Genomic DNA, 26,447 nt, shown 5'->3' with positions numbered 1-26,447 from the left:
TGCCTAATGTCAGCTATGAAAATTAAAAAAGGTGATACTGTAAAAGTTATCGCTGGTAAAGATAATGGCAAAGAGGGTAAAGTCCTTGCAGTTAACGCAAAAGACAATACCGTTGTTGTTGAGAATATCAACAAAGTTACAAAACACAGCAAACCATCTGCTGCAAATCAGCAGGGCGGAATCATCACAAAAGAAGCTCCATTGCACATCTCCAACGTTATGCTGGTTGTTGATGGACAGGCTACAAGAGTAGGATTCCAGATGGACGGCGACAAAAAAGTCCGCGTTGCTAAAAAGACCGGTAAGGTTATCGATTAATTAAGAGAGGAGGCATGACAAGTGAGTAGATTAAAAGAAATGTACAAAAATGAGATCATGGATGCCATGACCAAAAAATTTGGATACAAAAATGTTATGGAAGTGCCAAAACTCGACAAGATCGTAATCAATATGGGTGTTGGTGAAGCCAAAGAAAACGCTAAGCTTCTTGATGCTGCAATCGCAGATATGGAACTTATCACAGGACAGAAAGCAATCGCTACTAAAGCTAAAAAATCTGTTGCTAACTTTAAAATCAGAGAGGGTATGCCGATCGGTTGTAAAGTTACATTAAGAGGAGAAAAAATGTACGAGTTCGCTGATCGTCTGATCAACCTTGCACTTCCTCGTGTACGTGACTTCCGTGGTATCAACCCGAACGCATTCGATGGCCGTGGAAACTATGCTCTGGGTATCAAAGAGCAGCTTATCTTCCCGGAAGTTGAATATGATAAAGTTGACAAAGTAAGAGGTATGGACATCATCTTCGTTACTACAGCTAAGACTGATGAAGAAGCTCGTGAATTACTGACATTATTCAATATGCCGTTTGCAAAGTAATAGGAGGAACGATTCATGGCTAAAACAGCAATGAAAATCAAACAGCAGCGCAAACAGAAATTCTCCACAAGAGAATATACACGTTGCAATATTTGTGGACGTCCACATTCTGTTTTAAGAAAATACGGAATCTGCAGAATCTGCTTCCGTGAATTAGCTTACAAGGGACAGATCCCGGGCGTTAAGAAGGCTTCCTGGTAGGAACCGGATTTAAATATAAATAAACGATCGGCTGATTTTATCAGTCCGATCATGTGTCCAAACGAGATTTAAAATTAGGTAACAATGTAAATTATTAATATATATGCACATGTAAAGTCTGAAATAATAGGAGGAAACTAACATGACAATGAGCGATCCAATCGCAGATATGCTTACAAGAATTCGTAACGCAAACACTGCAAAACACGACACAGTAGATGTTCCGGCATCTAAGATGAAAATTGCAATTGCTAACATCCTTGTTGATGAAGGATATATTGCAAAATACGATTTAGTTGAAGATGGAGTTGTTAAAACTCTTCATATCACACTGAAATATGGTGAAGATAAAAACGAAAAAATCATCACTGGTTTAAAGAGAATCTCCAAACCTGGTCTTCGTATCTACGCAGGTAAGGATCAGCTTCCAAAAGTTCTTGGTGGACTTGGAATCGCAATTCTTTCTACAAACAAAGGTGTTATTACTGATAAAGAAGCTCGCAAACTTCAGGTTGGCGGCGAAGTATTAGCATTCGTTTGGTAATTTGAACCAAGATTTTTTATAGAGAACAAACTGAAAACAGAGAGGATGTAGCATCCTCTCCGATAATCTAAGTAAGGAGGACAAACATATGTCACGAATTGGTAGACTTCCGGTTGCTATTCCTGCAGGCGTAGAAGTAACTGTCGCTGAAGGCAACGTAGTAACTGTAAAAGGACCAAAAGGAACACTCGAAAGAGCACTTCCTACAGAAATGGAAATCAAAGTTGAAGATGGTCATGTAGTAGTTTCCAGACCAAACGACTTAAAGAAAATGAAATCTCTTCACGGTTTAACAAGAAGCTTAATCCACAACATGGTTGTTGGTGTAAGCGAAGGCTATACAAAAGAGCTTGAAGTTAACGGTGTAGGTTATAAAGCAGCAAAACAGGGCAAGAAGCTCACACTTAGCCTTGGATACTCTCATCCGGTAGAAATGGAAGATCCAGACGGAATCGAAACCAAAGTTGATGGTAACAAGATTATCGTATCCGGTATCAGTAAAGAAAAAGTCGGTCAGTTTGCAGCTGAGATCAGAGACAAGAGAAGACCTGAGCCATACAAAGGTAAAGGTATCAAATATGTTGATGAAGTTATCAGACGTAAAGTTGGTAAGACTGGTAAGAAATAATTTAGGAGGGTGAGAAAATGGTAAATAAGGCATCTAGAGCGAAAATTCGTGAGAATAAGCATAGAAGATTACGTCATCATTTAAACGGAACTGCAACAACACCTCGTTTAGCAGTATTTCGTTCCAACAAGCATATGTATGCTCAGATTATTGATGACACTGTAGGAAAAACTTTAGTATCTGCTTCTACTCTTCAGAAAGAAGTAAGAGCTGAGTTAGAGAACACTGATGATGTAGCAGCAGCTGCACATTTAGGAACCGTTATTGGTAAGAAAGCTGTTGAAGCTGGCATCGAAAGCGTTGTTTTCGACAGAGGAGGCTATATCTACCACGGTAAAGTTAAAGCACTGGCAGACGCAGCAAGAGAAGCTGGGCTGAAATTCTAATAAGGAGGAGCGAAACACATGAAACGTAATCTTATTGATGCTAGTCAGTTAGAATTAGAAGATAAAGTAGTATCAATCAAGCGTGTTACCAAGGTTGTTAAAGGTGGTCGTAACTTCCGTTTCACAGCTTTAGTTGTTGTAGGTGACGGCAACGGACACGTTGGTGCAGGTTTAGGTAAAGCAGCTGAAATTCCTGAAGCTATCCGCAAAGGAAAAGAGGATGCTATGAAGAAATTAGTAACAGTAGCAAGAGACGAGAACAACTCTATTACACATGACTTCGTTGGAAAATACGGAAGCGCTGAAATGCTTCTGAAGAGAGCTCCGGAAGGTACTGGAGTTATCGCCGGCGGTCCTGCCCGTGCGGTAATTGAGTTAGCTGGTATCAAAAACATCCGTACAAAATGTATGGGATCCAGAAACAAACAGAACGTTGTTCTTGCAACAATCGAAGGCTTAAGACAGTTAAAAACTCCGGAAGAAGTTGCTAGACTTCGCGGAAAATCTGTTGATGAGATTCTGGCTTAAGGAGGAAATACAAAAATGGCAAACACATTAAAAGTTACATTAGTAAAATCTCCTATTGGTGCAGTTCCGAAGCACAAAAAAACTGTTGCAGCTATGGGTCTTACAAAAATGCACAAAACAGTTGAAATGCCGGATAACGCAGCAACAAGAGGAATGATTCAGCAGGTACAGCACCTGGTAAAGGTTGAAGAAGCTTAACTGCGATTTAACCAGAGAGAACTCTGATATGGATCTGATATGAGCCTGTTATTCATAAGAGTAGCGGGAACATACAGAAACATATTCAGAAAAGATACGATCTGAACTTATAGATTTGAAATAATAATAAGGAGGTGCCAACATGGAATTATCAAACTTAAGACCAGCAGAAGGTTCTAAGCACAGCGATAACTTCAGAAGAGGCCGTGGACATGGTTCTGGAAACGGTAAAACAGCCGGTAAAGGACACAAAGGACAGTTAGCTCGTTCCGGTCACAAGAAACCGGGATTTGAAGGTGGTCAGATGCCTTTATACAGACGTCTGCCTAAGAGAGGATTCAAAAACAGAAATACAAAAGAGATTATTGCAATCAACGTTGACGTACTGAACCGTTTCGAAGATGGTGCAGAAGTTACAGCAGAAAGCTTACTTGCAAGCGGTGCAATCTCCAAGATCGCCGATGGCGTTAAAATTCTTGGAAATGGTGAGCTGACAAAGAAACTTAATGTCAAAGTAAACGCTGTCAGCGAGACTGCAAAATCAAAAATTGAAGCTGCTGGTGGTACAGTAGAGGTGATCTAATGTTTGAAACTCTTAAAAATGTTTTTAGAGTGAAAGAAATGAGACGCAAGCTGTTGTATCTGATATGGATGATTTTTATCATCCGTATCGGCTGCCAGATCCCGGTACCGGGTGTTGACAGTGACTTCTTCAAACAGTGGTTCAGCAGCAACGCCGGAGACGCATTCAATTTCTTTGATGCGTTTACCGGTGGTTCATTTGAAAGAATGTCAATTTTCGCATTGAACATCACACCTTACATCACATCTTCCATTATCATTCAGCTTCTCACAATTGCAATTCCGGCACTGGAAGAGATGCAGAGAGATGGTGAAGAGGGAAGAAAGAAGATGACTGCAATTACTCGTTATGTAACTGTAGGTCTTGCTTTATTTGAATCAATTGCAATGGCAATCGGATTCGGACGTCAGGGTATGATTCCGGATCTGAACTTCTTCAAAGGTGCTGTAGTTGTTGCCTGCCTTACAGCTGGTTCAGCTATGCTGATGTGGCTCGGTGAACGTATTACAGAAAAAGGCGTTGGAAATGGTATTTCCATCGTACTTACTATTAATATCATCTCCAGAATGCCAAGCGACTTGTCATTACTGTATGAGAACTTTATCAAAGGAAAAACAATTGCAAAAGGTACTCTTGCAGGAATCATTATTGCAGCCGTTATCCTTGTAGTAGTAGTTCTGGTACTTATCCTTAACGGAGCAGAGAGAAGAATTCCGGTTCAGTATTCCAAGAAAATGGTCGGAAGAAAACTGATGGGTGGCCAGTCCACTAACATTCCGCTGAAAGTTAACACAGCAGGTGTTATCCCGGTAATCTTTGCATCCTCCATTATGTCTTTCCCGACTGTAATTGCACAGTTAACAGGAAAAGGTAATGGTACGGGAATCGGAAGTGAGATTCTTCGTGGTCTTTCTTCTAATAACTGGTGTAATCCGAAACAGCTTCAGTATACATGGGGTCTGCTTCTTTACATCGTACTTTGCGTTTTCTTTGCATATTTCTACACTTCCATCACATTCAATCCGCTGGAAGTTGCAGACAATATCAAAAAGCAGGGTGGATTTATTCCAGGTATTCGTCCTGGAAAACCTACGTCAGATTATTTGACTAATATCTTAAATTATATTATATTTATAGGTGCAGTAGGTCTTATTATTGTGTGCGTGATCCCATTCATCTTTAATGGTGTATTCGGGGCAAATGTTTCATTCGGTGGAACGTCCATCATCATCGTTGTTGGTGTTATCCTCGAAACTGTGAAGCAGATTGAGTCACAGCTTCTCGTACGTAATTACAAAGGCTTCCTGAACAATTAAAAATGAGAGGTTGTGGTGCATTGCATCACAGCCTTGATTTGCTAAAAAAGAAAACGGAGGGTATATCTTATGAAAATTATTATGTTGGGTGCACCGGGAGCAGGAAAAGGAACTCAGGCGAAGAAAATTGCTGCGAAATATCAGATTCCGCACATCTCCACCGGAGATATTTTCCGCGCAAACATTAAAAATGGGACAGAACTGGGTAAAAAAGCAAAAACTTATATGGATCAGGGACTTCTTGTACCTGATGAACTGACCTGTGATCTGGTTGTAGACAGAATTCAGCAGCCGGATGCGGCAAATGGTTATGTGCTGGATGGTTTTCCAAGAACAATTCCTCAGGCAGAGTGTTTAACAGAGGCTCTGAATAAACTGGGAAGTAAAGTTGACTATGCAATCGATGTGGATGTTCCGGATTCCAATATTGTAAACCGTATGTCCGGAAGACGTGCCTGCTTAAAATGCGGTGCTACTTATCACGTAGTGCATGCTGCACCGAAGGTAGAGGGTGTTTGTGATACTTGTGGAGAGAAACTGGTTCTTCGTGATGATGACCAGCCTGAAACAGTTCAGAAACGTCTGAATGTATATCATGAGCAGACACAGCCGCTGATCGATTATTATACTAAAGAGGGAATTTTAAAATCAGTAGATGGCACAAAGGATCTCGAAGAAGTTTTCGCTGATATTGTTGCCATCCTGGGAGAGTAATCGGGTGTTTTTAAACACCATCTGGAGGTAAAATGTCGGTTTCTATCAAGACAGAACATGAAATTGAACTTATGAGAGAGGCAGGACATCTGCTTGAGAAAGTGCATGATGGCCTGATCCCGTACATTAAACCGGGAGTGAGCACCAAGGAGATTGACCGTATCGGAGAACAGATGATACGTGATATGGGCTGTATCCCGAATTTCTTGAACTACGGAGGCTTTCCAGCGTCATTTTGTATCAGTCTGAATGATGAAGTAGTTCATGGAATCCCTTCTGAGGAGAAGATTATTCAGGAGGGAGATCTTGTAAAGATTGATGCCGGTCTTATTTATAAGGGGTATCATTCTGATGCAGCGAGAACTTATGCGGTCGGTGAGGTTTCACCGGAGGCGCGTAAGCTGATGGATGTGACCAGAGAGTGTTTCTTTGAAGGACTTAAAGTTGCTCGTGCAGGAAATCATCTGAATGATATTTCCAAGGCAATCGGTGCACACGCTGCAAAATATCATTACGGAATTGTCCGTGACCTGGTTGGACATGGAATCGGCACTCACCTTCATGAGGATCCGCAGATCCCGAATTTTCCGCAGAAGAGAAGAGGAGTTCGTCTGATGCCGGGTATGACACTTGCTGTAGAGCCTATGATCAATCTGGGACGTGCAGATGTGGCATGGCTGGATGATGAGTGGACTGTTGTAACTATGGATGGTTCTTTGTCTGCTCATTATGAGAATACGATTCTTATTACAGACGGAGATCCGGAGATTCTGACTCTTACGAAATAATTGGACGACATACAGGAGGTTTAAAATGTCAAAAGCAGATGTAATCGAAGTGGAAGGCACTGTTCTGGAGAAGCTGCCTAATGCGATGTTTAAAGTGGAACTGGAGAACAAACATGTGGTGCTTGCACATATCAGTGGAAAGTTACGTATGAATTTTATTCGTATTCTTCCTGGAGATAAAGTTACGATTGAATTGTCTCCGTATGATCTGTCTAAGGGCAGAATTATCTGGAGAGATAAATAGGAAGATTATAGTTATACTGCTAAGAGAGTTGGAGAAATCTGGCTCTCTTTTTTATTTATATAAAGGGACGCATAGAAAAATAATTCATTTCCTGTGCGGTTTCGGTGTCTAAGATATTCTAAGTACTTAAAAATCTGCTAAAAGCATGAGAAGAAAAGTCTGGATTACTCGCTGCGCTCAGACAGTGACTTTTCTTCTCATAACGCAGATTTTTAAGTACTAAGAATATCTAAGACGCCTGCAAATGCACAGGAAATGAATTATTTTTCTATGCTGGTTACTGGTAAGAGCTGGTTGCTGATAAAGGCTGGTTATTGGCAAAAGGGGGAGGTGAAGCAACTGAGATTAGGGAAGAAATTACAATTTTCCGGGGATGGAATTAAGATGTTATGTGCGTGAAAAAGGGGGAGAAAATGAAAAAATGCGATTTTACGCAAAAAAGTGCTTGCATTTTATATTTTGGTGTGATAGTATATAAGCCGAACGCGTGAGTAGTATGTATTTGCGCGCTCAAAAAACTGCAGATTTTAATGAATTTACGGAAGGAGGATTTCCAGTGAAAGTAAGATCATCTGTAAAGCCGATCTGCGAAAAATGCAAGATCATTAAAAGAAAAGGATCTATCAGAGTAATCTGTGAGAATCCAAAACACAAACAGCGTCAGGGTTAATTGACAGTTTAGAGTTTGTGTAACGTGCGGCTGCAGTGTGAGACACCCGGAAGGGTTGTTCAGACTGTTAAGATAGTTTTAGCATGTATTGCCTAATACCGAGAGGCAACGTTGGCCCGTTGGCCGCAATAATTCGGAAAGGCTGCTTTTCGCCAATTGCAGCTGGGTGTTTTACCGAGGCACCCCAATTAGGAACTAAGAAATAAGAAAGTGAAGTGACAGATACATCCCATTTCACCTTACAGGAGTGTATTTTACGAATGTAAGTGATGTACAGGCATCAAGGACTTTCAAAGTAGAAGATGGAGGAAACAGTACATGGCTCGTATAGCTGGTGTAGACTTACCAAGAGAAAAACGTATTGAAATCGGTCTTACCTACATTTATGGTATTGGTAGACCAAGCGCAGACAAGATCCTTGCAAAGGCAGAAGTTAATCCTGACACACGTGTCAGAGATCTGACTGATGACGAAGTTAAGAGACTTAGCGCAGTTATTGATGAAACAATGACAGTAGAAGGTGACCTTCGTAGAGAAATCGCCCTCAACATTAAGAGACTGCAGGAAATCGGATGCTACAGAGGTATCCGTCATCGTAAAGGACTTCCGGTTCGTGGTCAGAAGACTAAGACCAACGCTAGAACACGTAAAGGTCCTAAGAGAACAGTAGCTAATAAGAAGAAATAAATAAAGCTTTAAACATCTGATAAGCGTAAGCCGATCTTATGAGGAAGCTTGCATGGTCACTTAATGAATGACGAGTAAAGCGAGGAAATGAATTTAGTGAACATGGTGTTTCTTGGAACATATATTTGATTGATAAATAGGAAAGTGTAGGTTAGTTTTAAAATGGCTAAAGTGACTAAGAAAGCGACTACAAAACGTCGTGTCAAGAAAAACGTTGAACACGGACAGGCACATATTCAGTCTTCTTTCAACAATACAATTGTTACTCTGACTGACAATGAAGGAAATGCTCTTTCATGGGCAAGTGCTGGTGGTCTTGGATTTAGAGGTTCAAGAAAATCTACTCCTTATGCAGCACAGATGGCAGCTGAGACTGCAACAAAAGCTGCACTTATTCATGGTTTAAAAACTGTAGACGTTATGGTAAAAGGACCAGGATCAGGACGTGAAGCTGCAATCCGTGCCCTTCAGGCTTGCGGACTGGAAGTAACAAGCATCCGTGACGTAACTCCGGTACCACACAATGGTTGCCGTCCACCAAAACGCAGAAGAGTCTAATTTAGGAGGTATTTGAGAAATGGCAGTAAATAGAGTGCCTGTTCTGAAAAGATGCAGATCCCTTGGCCTGGATCCGATTTATTTAGGAATTGATAAAAAATCCACAAGACAGTTAAAACGTGCTAATCGTAAAATGTCTGAGTATGGTTTACAGTTAAGAGAAAAACAGAAAGCAAAATTCATCTACGGAGTTCTGGAAAAACCTTTCCACAACTACTACAACAAAGCTGACAGAATGCCGGGACAGACTGGTGCAAACCTTATGATCCTTCTTGAGAGCAGACTTGACAATGTTGTATTCCGTATGGGATTTGCAAGAACAAGAAAAGAAGCTCGTCAGATCGTTGACCACAAGCATGTACTTGTAAACGGAAAATGTGTAAACATTCCTTCCTACCTTGTAAAAGCTGGTGACGAGATCGAAATCAGAGAGAAATCCAAAGGTTCTGAAAGATACAAAGGTATCCTTGAAGTAACTGGTGGACGTCTCGTTCCGGAATGGATTGATGTAGATCAGGAGAATTTAAAAGGAACTGTAAAAGAACTTCCTAACAGAGAAGCAATCGACGTTCCTGTAAACGAGATGCTTATCGTCGAGTTGTACTCCAAATAATCCATAGGATTATATCGTAGAAGATTACCTAGTAATATTTCTGCATTATGCGATTCAGTGGCTGATTTTATCATCCGCTGAATTGTAGTATTTGAATGAATACCCTCAAACTTTTATTAACCCAGAAGGAGGGAACCTTATAGTGTTTGATTTTAATAAACCTAAAATCGAGATTACCGAATTATCTGAAGATAAAAAATTTGGCAGATTCGTAGTTGAGCCTCTGGAAAGAGGATATGGAACTACACTTGGAAATTCTTTAAGAAGAATTATGCTGTCTTCCCTGCCGGGTGCAGCTGTAAGCCAGGTTAAAATTGATGGTGTGCTTCACGAATTCAGCTCCATTCCGGGCGTAAAAGAAGACGTAAGTGATATTATCATGAATCTGAAGAGCCTTGCTATTAAGAACCACAGCACAGACAATGAGCCTAAGACTGCATACATTGAGTGTGAAGGTAAAGGTGTTGTAACTGCAGCTGATATTCAGGCTGATCAGGATATTGAGATTATGAATCCTGATCAGGTAATTGCTACCTTAAATGGTGGTAAGGACTGCAGACTTGCTATGGAGCTTACTATTACAAAAGGCCGTGGATATATCAGTGCTGACAAAGGTAAATCTGATGATATGCCTATCGGTGTACTTGCAGTTGATGCAATCTACACTCCTGTAGAAAGAGTTAACATGATCGTAGAGAATACTCGTGTTGGCCAGGTAACCGATTACGATAAGCTGACACTGGATGTGTACACAAACGGTACACTTGATCCGGACGAGGCTGTAAGCCTTGCAGCAAAAGTATTAAGCGAGCACTTAAGCCTTTTCATTGACCTTTCCGAGAATGCAAAGACCGCTGAGGTTATGATTGAGAAAGAAGACAATGAGAAAGAAAAAGTTCTGGAAATGAGCATTGATGAACTTGAGTTATCTGTTCGTTCCTATAACTGCTTAAAGAGAGCCGGCATTAATACGGTTGAAGAATTATGTAACAAGACTTCTGATGATATGATGAAAGTTCGTAACCTTGGACGTAAATCATTAGAAGAAGTTCTTGCGAAACTGAAAGAGCTGGGATTACAGCTTCAGCCTACAGAAGAGTAAGAACATTTAACGAAGAGATATTATACGGTGGGAATGCCTAAGCAGTCGGACAGTAAGACCGAACAAGCGTGCCCGGCTGTCCCACAGATGGAGGAAAATTAAATGGCAAAATATAGAAAATTAAGCAGAACTTCTGATCAGAGAAAAGCATTACTGAGAAACCAGGTAACAAATCTGTTATACAATGGAAAAATCGTTACTACAGAAGCTAAAGCAAAAGAAATCCGTAAAATCGCTGAGAGCCTTGTAGCTATGGCTGTCCGTGAAAAAGACAACTTCGAAACTGTTACTGTAACTGCTAAAGTAGCTCGTAAAGACGCTGAAGGCAAGAGAGTAAAAGAAGTTGTTGACGGAAAGAAGAAAACTGTATACGATGAAGTACAGAAAGAGATCAAGAAAGATGCTCCTTCCAGACTTCACGCTCGTCGTCAGATGATGAAAGTTTTCTATCCAGTTAAAGAAGTACCTGCAAAAGGCGCTGGAAGAAAGAAAAACACAAAAGACGTAGATATGGTTGCCAAGATGTTCGATGAGATCGCTCCAAAATACGCTGACCGTAACGGTGGTTACACAAGAATCGTTAAGATCGGACCGCGTAAAGGCGATGCTGCAATGGAAGTACTGATCGAGTTAGTATAATTATATCTGACTTATATTTGTCCAAACGATAATGAGACTGCATATATATGGTGTTGGCCATGTATGTGCAGTTTTTATTTTATCTGAAATTAGCGTTTTTTCGCTATTTATTGCCCTTGATTATTTGTGCCAGATAGCGTAAAATCGTAGAGTATATAAATGTTGAGTTAACCGAATCAAGTAAGTCCCCTGCGGAGGTTGCGAAGAGCAATAAGCAGTTTAGAAGAGGAATACAAATGACAGTCAGGAGAATAAGAAATTGAGTCAGAATACTACAAAGAAAAAATCAGGATTAGGTTATTGCATCAGATTATTTCTGCTGTTAGTAGAATTACTGGCTGTTACACTTTTCCTATGGGGGAATGATATCAATTCCATATCTGCCACTCCCCCTGAATTTAACTGGGAGAATTATAAGACGATCGCACATGCCTTAGGTGGTATTGGCGATAAGACATATTTAAATTCAAAAGAGAGTTTCCTGGCGAGTTATCAGATGGGATGCAGATTATTTGAAGTCGACCTTGTGAAGACTTCTGACAATGTCTGGGTATGTCGCCATAGCTGGAATCAATCATTGGATCAGTGGGAAGGCGATGGAAAGAATGTGTTGTCCTCAGAAGAGTTTATATCCAGACCTGTCTGTGGAAAATATACTCCGATGACATTTAAAGATTTGTTAATGTTGCTGAGTGATTATCCGGATGCGTTTGTGATGCTGGATTCTAAGCAGTATTCTGTCCGGAATTACCAGAAAACACTTGAAGATTATGCCGATTATATCGAATTAGCTCAGGAAGCAGGTGTTCCTGATGTGATGGGACAGGTCATACCGGAAATTTATAATCAGGCCATGTTTGCAGGAACTGCACTGCTATATAATTTTCCTGCTTATATTTATTCGTTATGGCAGGAATATTCCAAAGAAGATCTGACAGAGATTGCAGCATTTTGCAAAGAGAAAAATATTCAGGCAGCAACGGTTTATTATAAATACTGGTCAGAGGATGTTCAGGAGATTTTTGACAAAAAAGGAATAAAGCTATATATTTATACTGTAAATAATCTGAAGGAAGCGCAGGGCTATATGCAGAAAGGTGCGGCTGGTGTGTGTTCGGATTATCTGCAGGATACAGATTTTGAATAAAACAACTGTTTATTATTGTTTCGGAAATCCTGACGGTTTTCACCTACCGTATCGGCAAGATTGTTTCAAAAATCAACTTGTCGGTACAGCGAAATAATAACGGTGATCATATTATAAAGGAAATATAATACACAATGAAAATAAGAGTAATGACTGCTGTCTTGGCAGCGAAATTTGTAGGATATGTATGTAAGAAAATGGGAAGACAGGGTGTAACCTGGGCAGGAAAAGTGGCAATTAAGATTTGTCCGGATATCCTGGAGCAGCTTTCTTCGCAGGTGAGAAAGGCAATCTTTGCAACCTGCGGTACTAATGGAAAAACAACTACCAATAATATGCTTTGTGCGGCATTAGAGGCGGAGGGACAGAAGGTAATCTGTAACCATACAGGCTCCAATATGCTTAATGGTGTTGTGGCAGCTTTTGTATTGGCGGCGAAATGGAATGGAAAGATTGACGCAGATTATGCCTGCATTGAGGCTGATGAAGCGTCGACCAGACATATTTTTCCGAGAATCAAACCAGATTATATGCTTTTGACAAATCTTTTCCGAGATCAGCTTGACCGTTACGGTGAGATTGATATTACCATGAATATTCTGGAAGAAATGATGCGTAAAGTGCCGAAAATGCAGATCATTGTAAATGGTGATGATGCATTATCCGCATATCTTGCCATGGATTCAGGAAATTCATATGTAACTTATGGAATCAGCAAGCCTGTGATCAAATCTGCGGCAAACGAGATCAGAGAGGGACGTTTCTGTAAATGCTGCGGTGAGAAGCTGGAATACAGATTCTATCATTATAGCCAGCTTGGAGATTATTACTGCCCGAAATGTGGTTTTGCAAGACCGAAGCTGAATTTTGATGCAGAGGATGTAAAGGTTGGTGACCAGCTGAGCTTTAATGTAGAAGGAAAGCATATTGTGGCAAACTATAAGGGCTTCTACAATGTATATAATATTCTGGCAGCATATGCCGGTGTGAGAACGGCGGGATTTGATGGAACACATTTTGAGGATATGCTTAGCAAGTTCAATCCGGAGAATGGCCGTATGGAACAGTTCCGCATCAAAGGTACCGGAGTGACATTAAATCTTGCCAAGAATCCGGCGGGATTTAACCAGAATATTTCTGCGGTGATGCAGGATCAGTCTCCAAAAGATATTATTATCGCAATCAATGATAATGCGCAGGATGGAACAGATATTTCCTGGCTCTGGGATGTAGACTTTGACCTCCTTGGCAATTCCACAGTAAAATCTATTACGGTAAGCGGAATCCGCTGTCAGGATATGCGTCTGCGTCTGAAATATGTAGATATTCCGTCTATTCTGGAGGGAGATGTAGAGAAAGCCATCCGGGACAGAGTAGAGGATGGTGTGGGTAATCTGTATGTACTTGTAAATTATACAGCATTGTTTAGTACCAGAAACATTCTGAAGAAACTGGAGGGCGAGAAATAATGAAAATCACGATTGGACATTTATATCCGGATCTTCTGAATCTTTACGGCGACAGGGGAAATATTCAGTGCCTGATGAAGCGATGCCTGTGGAGGGGAATAGAAGCAGAGACGATTCCATTTGAGCTGGATGATAAAATAGACTTCTCAAAGCTTGATATCGTACTTCTCGGCGGCGGCTCAGACAGAGAGCAGATGATCGTATGTGAGAAGCTCCAGGAGATTCAGCCGGACTTTAAGGCTTATGTGGAGGATAATGGAGTTGTTATTGCAATCTGCGGTGGTTATCAGCTGCTTGGAAAGTATTATAAAACAGAACAGGGGAATATAAAAGGCCTTGACCTGGTAGATCTTTATACAGAGCAGGGCGAAGGAAGACTGATCGAGAATATCGTGCTGCAAAGTGACTTGTTTGACATGCCAATTGTAGGATTTGAAAATCATGGTGGCAGAACCCGCATCAATGGCAATAAACCATTAGGAAAAGTGCTTTATGGAAAAGGCAACGATGGCCAGTCAGGATACGAAGGAGTAGTATATAAAAATGTGATTGGAACTTATCTGCACGGACCGTTACTCCCGAAGAATCCACAGCTTGCGGACTGGCTTATCAGACATGCGCTGGAAAGAAAGTATGGAAAAGAAGTAGAACTTGCACCATTGGATGACAGTCAGGAAAAAGAAGCAAATGACTATATATACCACAGATTTGTGAGAGGATAATTATGGCGAAATCATGTAATCAAAAAGGAAAAATCCTGTATCTGGAGAGAATGTTATCTGAAACTACCAGTGAGAAGCCGGTTTCCATGCAGGAAATTTTGACAAAGTTAGAAGAACGGGGAATACGCGCAGAGCGAAAGAGTATCTATGATGATCTGGAGACTTTACGTGATTTTGGAATGGAAATACACTATAGAAGAGGCCGCGAAGGCGGATATTTTACAGAAAATACGAAAAAAACAGAAGAAGATTCCTCAGCTATAACCAATGAAGGTGAAGAGACGAAACATCAGGAAGCAGTGTCAGAGACAGGAGAAATAACAGCAAAAGCGACAGTTCAGAAAGAGCAGACTCTGTCAGGACGTGTGCCGGCACCGGTACCTGATCAGAATGCCGAGAATAAGAAAGAGCTGAAGCTTATATGTCAGAACTCGGCAAAAAAGAAAATCCTGCGTACATTTGGTCCGGAAGTTGTCTGCAAGGAAAAAGGAGCAGATAGTTTTACTGTGACAGTCGAGGCAGTAGTCGACAAGGCATTATTTGGCTGGCTGGCTTCAATGGGCAGAAACGTACATATCCTGAAGCCTAAGAAGGTGGCCGTTGCTTATCGTGACTATCTCAAAAACATTGCGAGGGATTATAAGGGAATTGACAAATAAGCCGATAAATAAAGATAGAAAGGATCATATTATGAAAAGAAGAGCAACTGCTATTCTGCTTGGAATAATGGTATCCTCCATGTTCCTGTCCGCATGTGAAAAGAATGATGCAAAAGAAGCAGCTAATGAAAGTGCCCAGGTAGAAGAAGAGGGTGTAGGTGAGGTAACAGAGGAAGGCGAGAAAGTAGAAGCAGAAAATAAACAGACCTCTGATGCTGATGACAGTAGCAAAACAGAGGGCAGCGAAGAATCAGGAGAAAAGAATTCAGATGCGTCTGAGAGTGAATCCACAGGTAAGGATTCTTCTGAGAATAATGCGAATCAGTCAGACGATTCTTTGGATGATGAGGTGACAGAAGCTCCGGCTGGAAAAATCGGAGTGCTCCTTTCAGAAGAAGATGAGAATGCAAAGATTGACAGTGAGGCAATGACTTCGCAGATTGCAGATGGTGGATATGAGGCTGATATTAAGAATGCAAACGGCGATTCAGCACTTCAGATTTCTCAGATACAGGAGTTCATTGATGAGCAGGTTTCAGCTCTTATTATTGATCCTGTAGATCCATATGGCCTGACAGATATCTTAAAAACTGCAAAGGAGCAGGAGATACCGGTTATTTCCTATGATACATTGATTCGCGATACTGCAGATATTAATTATTATGCTTCATATGATACCAGAGCAATCGGAAAAGATATTGCTGCTGAAATAGTCAAGAAGATGGATCTGGATAAGGCAAGGGAAGATAAGAAATCTTATACCATAGAATTTCTTATGGGATCTCCGGATGACAACAGTGCGCTGTTTTTGTGCAATGGAATCCAGGAAGGACTTCAGGAATATCTGGATGATGGAACTCTTGTATGTAAATCAGGAAATACATCATTTGATGACACTGCGATCATGAGATGGAGTGAGACATCTGCAAAGTCAAAGCTGGAATCGATAATAAAAGAGTTCTATATGGAAGAGAAAACACCAGATATTATCTGTACAGCGTATGATGGATTTGCATATGCAGCAGAGGAAGTACTAAGCGATAATGATCTGGAATCTGGAAGCGAAGAATGGCCGGTGATCACTGGCTATGGCAGTGAAGTTCGGGCAGTAAAAGATATTGCAGCAGGTAAGATGTCGTTTACCATGTTTATGGATCGTGAAGAGCTTGCGAAGGGCGGAGCTCAGATGGCAATTGATTATCTGACGGGTGAGAAAGTTGATGTAAAAGATTATTCACAGTATGATAATGGTATGAAAATTGTGGGAACATTTACCTGTGGAGCGCAGGTGATCGATAAAGATAACTATCAGATTCTGGTGGATAACGGAACTTATACAGAAGATGAAATTGTGCCTGATCCAACGCCGACACCAGAGGCAACGCCAACCCCTGAGGTAACTGATACACCAGAAGCAACATCAACCCCGGAAGATTCGTCGAAAGATGATTCGGAAGCGAAAACAACACCAACACCAGCTCCGAAGACTACACTGAAGCTGGCAAAAGATTAAAGAACAGATAAAACATCGAATCAGAAAGTGGCAAAAATATTACAGTCTACTCTGTGTACAGTAATACAAAAATTCATAGGGAAATATAAAAAGGGCAGGAGAGATAGAAGAAACTATCTTTTCTGCCCTAAAAAATGAAAATTACAGGAGAAAAATTATTCTCTGAATGTTAAAGAATCGTCAGACATAGAATCGATGATTGCAAGAGACTCCAGACGGATCCCCATATCACGAATCTGCTGGCCCCCATGCTGGAAGCCTTTCTCAATTACAATGCCGGCACCTTCAAGTGTAGCCCCTGATTTCTTAACGATATCGATCAGACCGAGAAGTGCACATCCATTGGCAAGAAAGTCATCAATCAGAAGAACATGATCTTCCGGACCAAGGAATTTCTTGGAAAGGATAACATCGTATACTTTCTTGTGAGTAAAAGATTCTACCTTAGTTGTGTACATTTCTCCATCCAGATTGACACTCTGTGCTTTCTTTGCGAAAATGACAGGTACATCAAAGTACTGAGCTGCGATACAGGCAATACCGATACCGGATGCTTCAATTGTAAGGATTTTGGTAATTGGACAGTCAGAGAAGCGGCGTTTGAACTCTTTGCCGATTTCATTGATGAGAGTGATATCCATCTGATGATTCAAGAAGCTGTCTACTTTTAAAATATTTCCCGGTTTTACAATTCCATCCTTAAGAATTCGGTCTTTTAAAAGTTTCATAGATTTCTCTCCTTTATATATGTAATTTTGCAGTTACTGAATATAACAAATATGCCGGAAGATAATAAAATCTGACGGCAATAGATATACAGTAACATTTGCTATTTTGATAATTATAAATTATCATACGCTATAATTTGATTTCATGCAATTATTTTTGACAAAAAATCTAAAAATAATTATAATGAGTTCAAAATGGATGCACACAAAATATTTTAAACAATACAATTTAACCAAATCAAGTAAGTCCTCTGCTTCAATTGCGAAGAGCAATAAGCAGTGGGTGGGGACTTGCTTGTATCAGAAGGGGTACAAGCCCCTTCTGATAAACTGCGAAGCAGTTATTCGGTTATGGATTTGTAAGTCAAAAAAAGTTATAAATATTCAAATACAGAAAGTGGAAAGATAATGAAAGAATATGAATTAATATGGGAAATTTTTAATAAATGTCCGCGCAATCAGATGCGGGATGTTTTTGTGGAAGAACTGGAACTGGATGATCCGGAAGAATACATTAAGAACAAATTTAAGGGTAAAGAGGTTTCTTACGAGAAAACCGTACTGGAAGATGGTACGATTATTTTTGATATCATAACTTCTCAAATAAAACAGCGCTGTTCCTTTACAGAAATTTGATAAATGTGGTATAATATTATTTACGTGTTACCTGGACACGGAGTTAACAGTAATATTTATGCTGTACAGACAGTAAAGCAGATGGAGCTGTATCTTTGAATATATGATCCGTCTGATAGATAATCCGGTTATTGTTCGCATTCTGATACTGACAATGGAGTGAACAGTAACGTAATCAGATTATTCTGAGAAAGAAAGGAAACTATTATGGGTGAAGAACAAAAGACACATGTACATGTGCTTGAGGATGGTACAGTAGTTGAGCATTCTCATGGAGAGTATGTACATCACCATAGTCATGCGCATACAAAAGCAGTATTAAATCGTATGTCCAGGGCAATCGGGCACATGGAGTCTATCAAACGTATGATAGAAGAAGGACGAGACTGCAGTGAAGTTCTGATACAGCTTTCAGCAGTAAAATCTGCCATTAATAATACAGGCAAGATTATCCTGCAGGATCATATTGAGCATTGTATTGTAGATGCAGTGGAACATGGTGACAAAGATGCGATTAAGGAACTTGAGATTGCAATCGATAGATTTATGAAATAAATGGTCGCCTCAGTGTATGGATGAGAGTATCATTTTATTGAAAACTGTTAGCTGCTGTTCAGCCTGTTCTTAGTAATATGGTTGACGGGACAGTGGCATGCGGGCAGTAATCGAAAAATGACAGAATAAAAAGTAATATGCGTACTTACATGGTACGTAAATATAAAGGAGAATGTAATTATGGCAAAAGAATGTAGCAATACTTCATGTGACAAATCAAGCTGTGAGGGCTGTTCTTCCAAAGCAAACGGACCACAGAGCTTCCTTGCGGAAATGAATGCTCACTCAAATGTAAAACATGTGATCGGAGTAGTCAGTGGCAAAGGCGGCGTAGGTAAATCCTTCGTAACAGGTTCTCTGGCAAATATGATGGCAGCTCAGGGATACAAGGTAGGTATTCTGGATGCTGATATCACAGGCCCGTCTATCCCGAAAATGTATGGATTAAAAGGTGCAGCAATGGCAAATGATGAAGGCATTTATCCAATGATCACGAAGAACGGAATCAAGGTAATGTCCATCAACCTTCTGCTTCCTACAGAAGATACTCCTGTAATCTGGAGAGGACCGGTTCTTGCAAATATGGTAAAACAGTTCTGGACAGATGTTATCTGGGGCGATGTAGACTATCTGTTTGTGGATATGCCTCCTGGAACAGGTGATGTTCCACTGACTGTATTCCAGTCCCTGCCAATCGAAGGAATTGTGATCGTAACTTCACCACAGGATCTGGTTAAGATGATCGTAAAGAAAGCCTTCAACATGGCTGGAATGATGAAAATCCCGGTACTGGGAATCGTGGAGAACTACAGCTATGTGAAATGTCCGGACTGCGGAAAAGAGATTAAAGTATTTGGTGAGAGCCATATTGACGAGATTGCAGCAGAGTTGAACGTTCCGGTACTTGGAAAAATGCCAATTGATATAGACTATGCGACAAAGGCAGACGGCGGTTTCTTTGCAGCAATTGACAATCAGTATATTACAGATGCTTTGGCAGTTATGCCGAAATAAGGCAGCTGTTTTAAAAATTTAATCATGGTTATCAGATAATCTGATACAGACAAGTCCCCTGTTTGGTATTGCTTTTTACAAACTGACAGGGGATTTATTTCGATAAAACAAAGTGTATATACGCTCTAAAATATTTCTATAAAACGTTCTGCAGCCTGTGAAACAGACAGATTATTATGCTGTGCAAGCACAAGCTGGCGTTTGGGCAGAGGCTCTTTTAATGACAGAGGTGTCAGGTGATCATTTTCTTTTAGCATATAATCAGGAATGCAGGCAATACCAAGTCCGATCCGTGCCAGATCCAGAAGCAGGTCATTGCTGTTTAACTCTACCTCCGGAAGAAGCTTGAGATTGTGGGCGGCAAATGCTTCGTGCAGATATTCACTGGTCGTGCTTTTCTGGGAGAGCATAAGAATGGGATATTTTAAAAGCTCCTGTAATTTGGTCTGTACGGTATGCACAGGGAAATAGTCTGTGTTTGCAACAAATATATCCTGAAATTCTTTTAATATACGAATCCGAAAATGACTGCCAAGCCTGGAATTTGGGTAGTTACATACAATCAGATCAGCCTGGCCTTTTTCCAGAAGCTCCACGCAGCCGATAGAAGTGCTGTTGGTAATTTTGATCCTGACATCTGGATACATCTGATGAAATTTCTGCAGATAGTCAATAAGAAAATAGCGGCAGACCGTGTCACTGGCGGCAATGCGCAGCTGGCCTTTTAACAGATTATCGCCGGACAGGAGTGACTCTCCTTCATCCAGAAGCTGCAAAGCTGGTTTTACATGCTGAAGCAATAGCTCACCTTCGGGAGTCAGTACTACCTTCTTGGTACTTCGGATAAAAAGTGTCTGATTTAATTTTTTCTCCAAAGTTTTGACAGACTGGCTGACAGCTGACTGAGAGATAAATAACTGTCTGGAGGCCTCGGAGAAACTTAATGTGGTGGAAACATAGTAAAAAACTTTATATAGTTCCAGATTGATATCCATGGGATTACTCCTTTTCTCATTGTTTACAATATTTATTAGATATACAGATAAATAATATAAGATATATTAATTTTACTAATGATATTTCTTATGATACTATATAGAAAGCAAATGTTCAAGCTGTGATGGCAGGCGTAAAAAGTATATTGCTTTATATGTTACTGTTCACTCCATTCACAGTAACGTAGCCAAAATTCATTCCAGATTGCCGGCGGCAATGGAATTTTGGCTTGTATGTCTCGGGATTTTGGCATATTCATGCCAAAACACCTCGCGGGATAGTGGTGTGTGAACAGTAACCTTTATATACAGTAATGTGTATTTAACCGAATCAAGTAAGTCCCCTGCTTCAATTGCGGATATCCGATTGACAAGAGAGATGCATGCAGATCGCAGAAGGAAGGATTGCAACAGCAGATGTATGAGAATATGATACACAGAAGAAAGGAGTTTCTATTATATTATGAGTAACGTAAGACGTGTCTATGTAGAAAAGAAACCGGCCTTCGCTGTACAGGCAAAGGAATTAAAACATGAAATCAGCAGCTATCTGGGAATTAAATCCGTAACAGCAGTACGTGTGCTGATCCGCTATGATGTAGAGAATATTTCTGATGAAGTTTTTGATAAAGCATGCAAAACTGTTTTTGCAGAGCCACCTGTAGACGATTTATATCTGGAGAAATTTGAGTCAGCAGAAGACTCTCATATCTTTTCCGTAGAGTTTCTTCCGGGACAGTTCGACCAGAGAGCAGATTCTGCTGTTCAGTGTGTACAGTTCCTGGACGAGAATGCACAGCCGATTATTCGTTCCGCAACTACTTATGTAATTGAAGGAACTATCACTGATGAAGAGTTTGATGCGATCAAACATCACTGCATCAACCCTGTAGATTCCCGTGAGACAGGTCTGCAGAAACCGGAAACTCTGGTAACAGTATTCCCGGAACCGGAAGATGTAAAGATCTTTGACGGATTCAAAGATATGCCGGAAGCAGAATTAAAGGCACTTTATGATTCTTTAAACCTTGCTATGACATTCAAAGATTTCCAGCATATCCAGCACTATTTTAAAGGAGAAGAGAAACGTGATCCGTCTATGACAGAGATTCGTGTACTGGATACCTACTGGTCCGATCACTGCCGTCACACAACATTCTCCACTGAACTTACAAATGTAAAATTTGATGAAGGTGATTACAAAGCACCGATTGTAGATACTTACAACAAATATCTTGCTGACAGAGAAGAAATCTATAAAGGCCGCAAGGACAAGTTTGTCTGCCTGATGGATCTGGCTCTTATGGCAATGAAGAAACTCAAAGCAGAAGGAAAACTTGCTGACCAGGAAGAATCAGATGAGATCAATGCCTGCAGTATTGTAGTTCCTGTAGATGTAGATGGCAAGGAAGAAGAATGGCTGATTAACTTTAAGAATGAGACACATAACCATCCGACAGAGATTGAGCCATTTGGTGGTGCAGCTACCTGTCTTGGCGGCGCAATCCGTGACCCGCTTTCAGGACGTACTTATGTATATCAGGCAATGCGTGTAACTGGTGCGGCAGATCCTACTGTTTCTGTAAAAGAAACTCTCAAAGGTAAACTTCCGCAGAAGAAACTGGTAAGAAGCGCAGCTCATGGTTACAGTTCCTATGGAAACCAGATCGGTCTTGCAACAGGTTATGTAAAAGAAGTTTACCATCCTGATTATGTAGCGAAACGTATGGAAATCGGTGCAGTTATGGGTGCAGCTCCGAGACGCGCGGTTATCCGTGAGAATTCTGATCCGGGAGATATCATTATCTTACTTGGAGGACGTACAGGACGTGACGGTATCGGTGGCGCTACCGGTTCTTCCAAGGTTCATACAGAAGCTTCTATCGAAGTGTGCGGCGCTGAGGTGCAGAAAGGTAATGCTCCTACTGAGCGTAAGATCCAGCGTATGTTCCGCCGTGAAGAAGTCAGCCATATCATCAAGAAATGTAATGACTTTGGTGCAGGCGGTGTTTCCGTTGCTATCGGTGAGCTGGCAGCAGGTCTTAGAGTAGACCTTGACAAGGTTCCGAAGAAATATGCAGGTCTTGACGGAACTGAGATTGCAATTTCCGAATCTCAGGAACGTATGGCTGTAGTAGTTGACCCGAAAGATGTAGATACCTTCCTTGGCTATGCAAATGAAGAGAACCTGGAGGCAATTCCTGTTGCGGTTGTAACAGAGGATCCTCGTCTGGTACTTGTATGGAGAGGCAAAGAAATCGTAAATATTTCCCGTGCATTCCTGGATACCAACGGTGCACATCAGGAAACAACTGTAGAAGTAGAAATCCCGAACAAAGAAGGCAACCTCTTTGAAGAGCGCACGGATGTAGCTGATGTAAAGGCTAAATGGATGGAAACTCTGGCAGACTTAAATGTATGCTCTCAGAAAGGACTTGTGGAAATGTTCGACGGTTCTATAGGAGCAGGCAGCGTATTTATGCCATACGGCGGTAAATATCAGCTTACAGAGACTCAGTCTATGGTTGCCAAGGTTCCGGTACAGAATGGTAAAACAGATACTGTAACCATGATGAGCTATGGCTTTGACCCGTATTTATCCTCCTGGAGTCCATACCACGGAGCTGCTTATGCAGTGACAGAGTCCGTTGCCAGAATCGTGGCTACAGGTGGTGACTATAAGAAAATCCGTTTCACATTCCAGGAATACTTCCGTCGTATGACAGAAGATCCTAAGAGATGGAGCCAGCCTTTCGCAGCACTTCTCGGTGCTTATGCAGCACAGATGGGATTCGGACTTCCATCCATCGGTGGTAAGGACAGTATGTCCGGTACATTCAATGATATTGATGTACCTCCAACACTGGTATCTTTCGCAGTTGACGTTGCGAAAATCCAGGATGTGATCACACCGGAATTAAAGAAAGCAGGAAACAAACTGGTATGGCTTCGTGCACCGAAGGATCAGTACGATCTGCCGGATTATGCAGGAATCATGGATCAGTATGAAAAACTTCATAAAGATATGCAGGACGGCAAGGTTGTTTCTGCTTATGCACTTGACCGTCATGGTATTGCTGCTGCGGTTGCGAAGATGGCCTTTGGTAATGGCATGGGCGTGAAGATCGAGCATAACCTTGATCCAAGAGATTTCTTTGCACCTGGATTTGGCGATATTATCCTGGAAGTTCCGGATGGTAAGGTTGGTGAGCTTTCCATCACTTATACAGTGATCGGTGAAGTAACTGCCGACGGTAACTTCTCCTATGGAAATACAGTGATCACTGTAGACGAAGCTGAAAACGCATGGAAAGGTACTCTGGAAAAAGTATTTAAGACAGTTTCTTCTGAGAATGACAAAGAGGCAGCTGACAGAGATGAGAAGCTTTATCGAGCAGACAGCATTTATGTATGCAAGAATAAAGTTGCAAAACCTCGTGTATTTATTCCTGTATTCCCTGGAACAAACTGCGAGTATGACAGCACACGTGCATTTGAGCGCGCAGGCGCAGAGGTGGATGTAAAAGTATTCAAGAACCTGACTGCTGAAGATATCCATGACTCTGTAGAGCTTTTTGAGAAAGCAATCGATCAGGCACAGATCATCATGTTCCCGGGCGGATTCTCCGCAGGTGACGAACCGGATGGTTCTGCGAAATTCTTTGCAACTGCATTCCAGAATGCGAAGATCAAAGAAGCTGTTATGAAACTGATCAATGAGCGTGACGGTCTTGCACTTGGTATCTGCAATGGTTTCCAGGCGCTGATCAAACTTGGCCTTGTACCGTATGGCGAAATCTGCGGACAGAAGGCAGATTCTCCGACACTGACATTCAATACCATTGGACGTCATATTTCCAAGATGGTTTATACAAAAGTTGTAAGTAATAAATCTCCATGGCTGCAGAAAGCACAGCTTGGTGGTGTTTACTGTAACCCGGCATCTCATGGTGAAGGCCGTTTTGTCGCAAATGATGAATGGCTTGCAAAACTGTTTGCAAATGGACAGGTTGCAACACAGTATGTAACTCCGGATGGACAGCTCAGTGTTGATGAAGAGTGGAATGTCAATGGTTCTTATATGAACATTGAGGGCATTACCAGTCCGGATGGACGTATCCTTGGTAAGATGGCTCACAGCGAACGTCGTGGAGACGGAGTTGCTATTAATATCTATGGAGAGCAGGATATTAAAATATTCGAGTCTGGTGTGGAATATTTTAAATAAACTCTTTCCAGGACGGAAGGTTCCCAGAGGAAGGACAGAAAGCGCTGTCCCTCCTCTGGACTCCACCCTTGCGCTTCCTTTTTAGGAGCGTCGGGATTGTGGTGTGGAGGAGTGTATTAACTTTGCGTATTCGCTTGGTTGGGCAGCGCCCTTTTTTGATGATGAAAATAATAAAAACTATTGCAATTTCGTGGCTTTTTGAATATACTATATGTAACAGAGTTGCCCGAAGCCTTTTTGGCATTGGGGACCAAGCTGAGACTTGTGCTCAGCTTTTTTACGTTAAGGAGTGATTTTATGGATTTGAAAAAGCCATTGACTTTTGATGAGCAATTGGATAAGTTAGCTGCCCATGGGATGATTATCAGAGACAGAGAAAAAGCAAAAGATATTTTGAATTTGTGACATAAACATATTTGCAGCAGTCAAAAGAAGAAGCAACATGTTTGAAAGAAAAATTAAGTCAAAAATACCGCAGCCTTTGAAAATATTGGCTGCGGCATTTAAAATATATGATATGTTTGATGTAAAAACATCAGGTTCTCAACCAGACATTTGGGTAAGTCAAGATGATGCTTCTGATATAAGATATGCAACATTAAAATCATCATATACTTGAGAATTTAAATGCATATCTTCATATAACTTGATATAGTCGCCGATTGTTTTGCCAAAAACAGAACTATTACAATTATTGCATGTGTTATCCTCTGCATATATATGAGTGTTTCCATCGTTGTCCTCAACAAATAAGAGAGTAACATCTATTTTATCTTCTGTTAACCAGAAAGAGATATATTTTGAAAGAGTCCCATCAATTTCTGTGGCACCATCCGGAATTTGTTCATCTGATTCCAGCTCATTGATATGTTCCCAAAAAATTTGAGGAGAGAACACAAGTAATTTTAAGTTTTTTTGAGAGTCTTCTGAGTACCATATATGTGCTTCTGTGTTGAGATAGTCGGTTATATTAATATCCGTATCTGCCGGTAACTCATAAGTTTCACCGGCGTCGGAAGTCAGTGAAAAGGTTTTTGTATGATTAGAATAAGAAGTGACAATCCCCTTGACAAAATAGTAAGTTGTATCTGACTCACTGTCATAATAAGAGCCGGAACCATCTATATCATAAGATACATGTTGCCCCTCAGGCTCCTTAGGGGCGGAAAGGGTGATTAGATCTGAGGGGGCTTTGCCAAAAGCTTGTCCGGATAGCAATATACTACCGAGTACGATACTGCCTGCGATACATAGAATTTTTACATTATTCATGGTTAAATGGCCTCCTTGTTTAGTTGTTGAATATTATATCAATTAAAGTGTGAAAATTGTAATTTTGACTTATCGAAATATGTTTTAGAAATGAGTAGGATTTCGGTTATTTTTGAATATGATAAAGAATAAAGACACAAGTATTGTTCGGTTTATTAGTCGTGTTCCAATGGTTACTGGAAAATAATTGATGATTAGAAATACAACGTAATATTATCAATAGCAAAGCTA

General features: G+C 40.8%; 31 protein-coding genes. 28 read left to right on the top strand and 3 right to left on the bottom strand.

What is annotated here, in order from left to right:
- Positions 1 to 6: 6 nt before the first annotated feature.
- The 24 genes from rplX (at position 7) to WKT11_RS00890 (ending at position 16,788) form a co-directional block, all read left to right on the top strand.
- Entirely contained in the window at positions 7 to 318 is a 312-nt protein-coding gene (gene rplX, locus WKT11_RS01005; protein ID WP_008707266.1) for a 50S ribosomal protein L24, read from the top strand.
- Positions 319 to 339: 21 nt separating this feature from the next.
- Positions 340 to 879, top strand: coding sequence for a 50S ribosomal protein L5 (gene rplE, locus WKT11_RS01000; RefSeq protein WP_117675253.1), 540 nt, complete (start codon positions 340 to 342; stop codon positions 877 to 879).
- 15 nt (positions 880 to 894) lie between these two features.
- Positions 895 to 1,080, top strand: coding sequence for a type Z 30S ribosomal protein S14 (locus WKT11_RS00995; protein WP_008707268.1), 186 nt, complete (start codon positions 895 to 897; stop codon positions 1,078 to 1,080).
- 142 nt (positions 1,081 to 1,222) lie between these two features.
- Positions 1,223 to 1,624: a 30S ribosomal protein S8 gene (gene rpsH / locus WKT11_RS00990; protein ID WP_019162493.1), complete on the top strand. Its 402-nt coding sequence runs from the start codon at positions 1,223 to 1,225 to the stop codon at positions 1,622 to 1,624.
- A gap of 88 nt (positions 1,625 to 1,712) precedes the next feature.
- The gene (gene rplF, locus WKT11_RS00985; protein ID WP_008707270.1) at positions 1,713 to 2,252 is read left to right on the top strand and encodes a 50S ribosomal protein L6; all 540 of its coding nucleotides are present in this window, start codon (positions 1,713 to 1,715) and stop codon (positions 2,250 to 2,252) included.
- A gap of 17 nt (positions 2,253 to 2,269) precedes the next feature.
- Positions 2,270 to 2,638, top strand: coding sequence for a 50S ribosomal protein L18 (gene rplR / locus WKT11_RS00980; RefSeq protein WP_019162491.1), 369 nt, complete (start codon positions 2,270 to 2,272; stop codon positions 2,636 to 2,638).
- Positions 2,639 to 2,656: 18 nt separating this feature from the next.
- On the top strand, positions 2,657 to 3,166 hold the full coding sequence (gene rpsE, locus WKT11_RS00975) for a 30S ribosomal protein S5 (RefSeq protein WP_117675251.1): 510 nt from the start codon (positions 2,657 to 2,659) through the stop codon (positions 3,164 to 3,166).
- A 15-nt stretch (positions 3,167 to 3,181) separates the two neighbouring features.
- A complete protein-coding gene (rpmD, locus tag WKT11_RS00970; RefSeq protein WP_008707273.1) occupies positions 3,182 to 3,364 on the top strand; it encodes a 50S ribosomal protein L30 in 183 nt (60 codons plus the stop codon).
- 142 nt (positions 3,365 to 3,506) lie between these two features.
- Positions 3,507 to 3,947, top strand: coding sequence for a 50S ribosomal protein L15 (gene rplO, locus WKT11_RS00965; RefSeq protein ID WP_008707274.1), 441 nt, complete (start codon positions 3,507 to 3,509; stop codon positions 3,945 to 3,947).
- A complete protein-coding gene (secY, locus tag WKT11_RS00960; RefSeq protein ID WP_117675247.1) occupies positions 3,947 to 5,263 on the top strand; it encodes a preprotein translocase subunit SecY in 1,317 nt (438 codons plus the stop codon). Before rplO ends, secY begins: the two co-directional genes overlap by 1 nt.
- A 69-nt stretch (positions 5,264 to 5,332) precedes the next feature.
- The gene (locus WKT11_RS00955; protein ID WP_008707277.1) at positions 5,333 to 5,977 is read left to right on the top strand and encodes an adenylate kinase; all 645 of its coding nucleotides are present in this window, start codon (positions 5,333 to 5,335) and stop codon (positions 5,975 to 5,977) included.
- A gap of 32 nt (positions 5,978 to 6,009) precedes the next feature.
- Entirely contained in the window at positions 6,010 to 6,765 is a 756-nt protein-coding gene (map, locus tag WKT11_RS00950; RefSeq protein WP_117675245.1) for a type I methionyl aminopeptidase, read from the top strand.
- A gap of 25 nt (positions 6,766 to 6,790) precedes the next feature.
- Entirely contained in the window at positions 6,791 to 7,009 is a 219-nt protein-coding gene (infA, locus tag WKT11_RS00945) for a translation initiation factor IF-1 (protein WP_005428560.1), read from the top strand.
- A 556-nt stretch (positions 7,010 to 7,565) separates the two neighbouring features.
- Positions 7,566 to 7,679, top strand: a complete 114-nt coding sequence (gene rpmJ / locus WKT11_RS00940; RefSeq protein WP_003497809.1) for a 50S ribosomal protein L36 — start codon at positions 7,566 to 7,568, stop codon at positions 7,677 to 7,679.
- A 318-nt stretch (positions 7,680 to 7,997) separates the two neighbouring features.
- Positions 7,998 to 8,366, top strand: coding sequence for a 30S ribosomal protein S13 (rpsM, locus tag WKT11_RS00935; protein ID WP_008707282.1), 369 nt, complete (start codon positions 7,998 to 8,000; stop codon positions 8,364 to 8,366).
- Between the two features lie 162 nt (positions 8,367 to 8,528).
- Entirely contained in the window at positions 8,529 to 8,924 is a 396-nt protein-coding gene (gene rpsK / locus WKT11_RS00930; protein WP_019162483.1) for a 30S ribosomal protein S11, read from the top strand.
- A 19-nt stretch (positions 8,925 to 8,943) separates the two neighbouring features.
- The gene (gene rpsD / locus WKT11_RS00925) at positions 8,944 to 9,537 is read left to right on the top strand and encodes a 30S ribosomal protein S4 (protein WP_117675243.1); all 594 of its coding nucleotides are present in this window, start codon (positions 8,944 to 8,946) and stop codon (positions 9,535 to 9,537) included.
- 142 nt (positions 9,538 to 9,679) lie between these two features.
- Positions 9,680 to 10,639 (top strand): DNA-directed RNA polymerase subunit alpha, encoded by a 960-nt coding sequence (locus tag WKT11_RS00920; protein WP_117675241.1) that lies wholly within the window; start codon positions 9,680 to 9,682, stop codon positions 10,637 to 10,639.
- Positions 10,640 to 10,741: 102 nt separating this feature from the next.
- Positions 10,742 to 11,278 (top strand): bL17 family ribosomal protein, encoded by a 537-nt coding sequence (locus tag WKT11_RS00915; protein ID WP_117675239.1) that lies wholly within the window; start codon positions 10,742 to 10,744, stop codon positions 11,276 to 11,278.
- A gap of 259 nt (positions 11,279 to 11,537) precedes the next feature.
- Positions 11,538 to 12,425 carry a phosphatidylinositol-specific phospholipase C/glycerophosphodiester phosphodiesterase family protein gene (locus WKT11_RS00910; RefSeq protein ID WP_118136638.1) on the top strand — a complete coding sequence of 296 codons (888 nt, stop codon included), beginning with the start codon at positions 11,538 to 11,540 and terminating at the stop codon, positions 12,423 to 12,425.
- A 134-nt stretch (positions 12,426 to 12,559) separates the two neighbouring features.
- On the top strand, positions 12,560 to 13,894 hold the full coding sequence (locus WKT11_RS00905) for a MurT ligase domain-containing protein (RefSeq protein ID WP_117675235.1): 1,335 nt from the start codon (positions 12,560 to 12,562) through the stop codon (positions 13,892 to 13,894).
- The gene (locus WKT11_RS00900; protein ID WP_117675233.1) at positions 13,894 to 14,616 is read left to right on the top strand and encodes a type 1 glutamine amidotransferase; all 723 of its coding nucleotides are present in this window, start codon (positions 13,894 to 13,896) and stop codon (positions 14,614 to 14,616) included. Before WKT11_RS00905 ends, WKT11_RS00900 begins: the two co-directional genes overlap by 1 nt.
- Before the next feature lie 2 nt (positions 14,617 to 14,618).
- Entirely contained in the window at positions 14,619 to 15,275 is a 657-nt protein-coding gene (locus WKT11_RS00895) for a WYL domain-containing protein (RefSeq protein WP_117675231.1), read from the top strand.
- Between the two features lie 31 nt (positions 15,276 to 15,306).
- Positions 15,307 to 16,788, top strand: coding sequence for a substrate-binding domain-containing protein (locus WKT11_RS00890; protein ID WP_242986740.1), 1,482 nt, complete (start codon positions 15,307 to 15,309; stop codon positions 16,786 to 16,788).
- Between the two features lie 155 nt (positions 16,789 to 16,943).
- Here the strand turns inward: WKT11_RS00890 and WKT11_RS00885 are convergent, their stop codons facing one another.
- Entirely contained in the window at positions 16,944 to 17,516 is a 573-nt protein-coding gene (locus WKT11_RS00885; protein ID WP_117675229.1) for a xanthine phosphoribosyltransferase, read from the bottom strand.
- Positions 17,517 to 17,924: 408 nt separating this feature from the next.
- Between WKT11_RS00885 and WKT11_RS00880 the strand changes: the two genes are divergently transcribed.
- The 3 genes from WKT11_RS00880 (at position 17,925) to WKT11_RS00870 (ending at position 19,721) form a co-directional block, all read left to right on the top strand.
- On the top strand, positions 17,925 to 18,152 hold the full coding sequence (locus tag WKT11_RS00880; RefSeq protein ID WP_117675225.1) for a hypothetical protein: 228 nt from the start codon (positions 17,925 to 17,927) through the stop codon (positions 18,150 to 18,152).
- 207 nt (positions 18,153 to 18,359) lie between these two features.
- On the top strand, positions 18,360 to 18,707 hold the full coding sequence (locus tag WKT11_RS00875) for a metal-sensing transcriptional repressor (protein WP_117675223.1): 348 nt from the start codon (positions 18,360 to 18,362) through the stop codon (positions 18,705 to 18,707).
- 180 nt (positions 18,708 to 18,887) lie between these two features.
- Positions 18,888 to 19,721 (top strand): Mrp/NBP35 family ATP-binding protein, encoded by an 834-nt coding sequence (locus tag WKT11_RS00870; RefSeq protein ID WP_117675221.1) that lies wholly within the window; start codon positions 18,888 to 18,890, stop codon positions 19,719 to 19,721.
- Positions 19,722 to 19,846: 125 nt separating this feature from the next.
- Here WKT11_RS00870 and WKT11_RS00865 read toward each other — a convergent pair whose 3' ends face one another.
- Positions 19,847 to 20,716, bottom strand: a complete 870-nt coding sequence (locus WKT11_RS00865) for a LysR family transcriptional regulator (RefSeq protein WP_117675219.1) — start codon at positions 20,714 to 20,716, stop codon at positions 19,847 to 19,849.
- Between the two features lie 463 nt (positions 20,717 to 21,179).
- Between WKT11_RS00865 and WKT11_RS00860 the strand changes: the two genes are divergently transcribed.
- Complete coding sequence (locus WKT11_RS00860) at positions 21,180 to 24,944, top strand: phosphoribosylformylglycinamidine synthase (protein WP_117675217.1); 3,765 nt, start codon at positions 21,180 to 21,182, stop codon at positions 24,942 to 24,944.
- A gap of 564 nt (positions 24,945 to 25,508) precedes the next feature.
- Here WKT11_RS00860 and WKT11_RS00855 read toward each other — a convergent pair.
- A complete protein-coding gene (locus tag WKT11_RS00855; RefSeq protein ID WP_117675215.1) occupies positions 25,509 to 26,216 on the bottom strand; it encodes a hypothetical protein in 708 nt (235 codons plus the stop codon).
- Positions 26,217 to 26,447: the final 231 nt, after the last annotated feature.

Source organism: Blautia sp. HCN-1074 (assembly GCF_037890165.1).
Taxonomy (GTDB): domain Bacteria; phylum Bacillota; class Clostridia; order Lachnospirales; family Lachnospiraceae; genus Blautia_A.
Note: the sequence above shows the minus strand (reverse complement) of the source record. Positions and strands in the feature narration are given on the sequence as shown.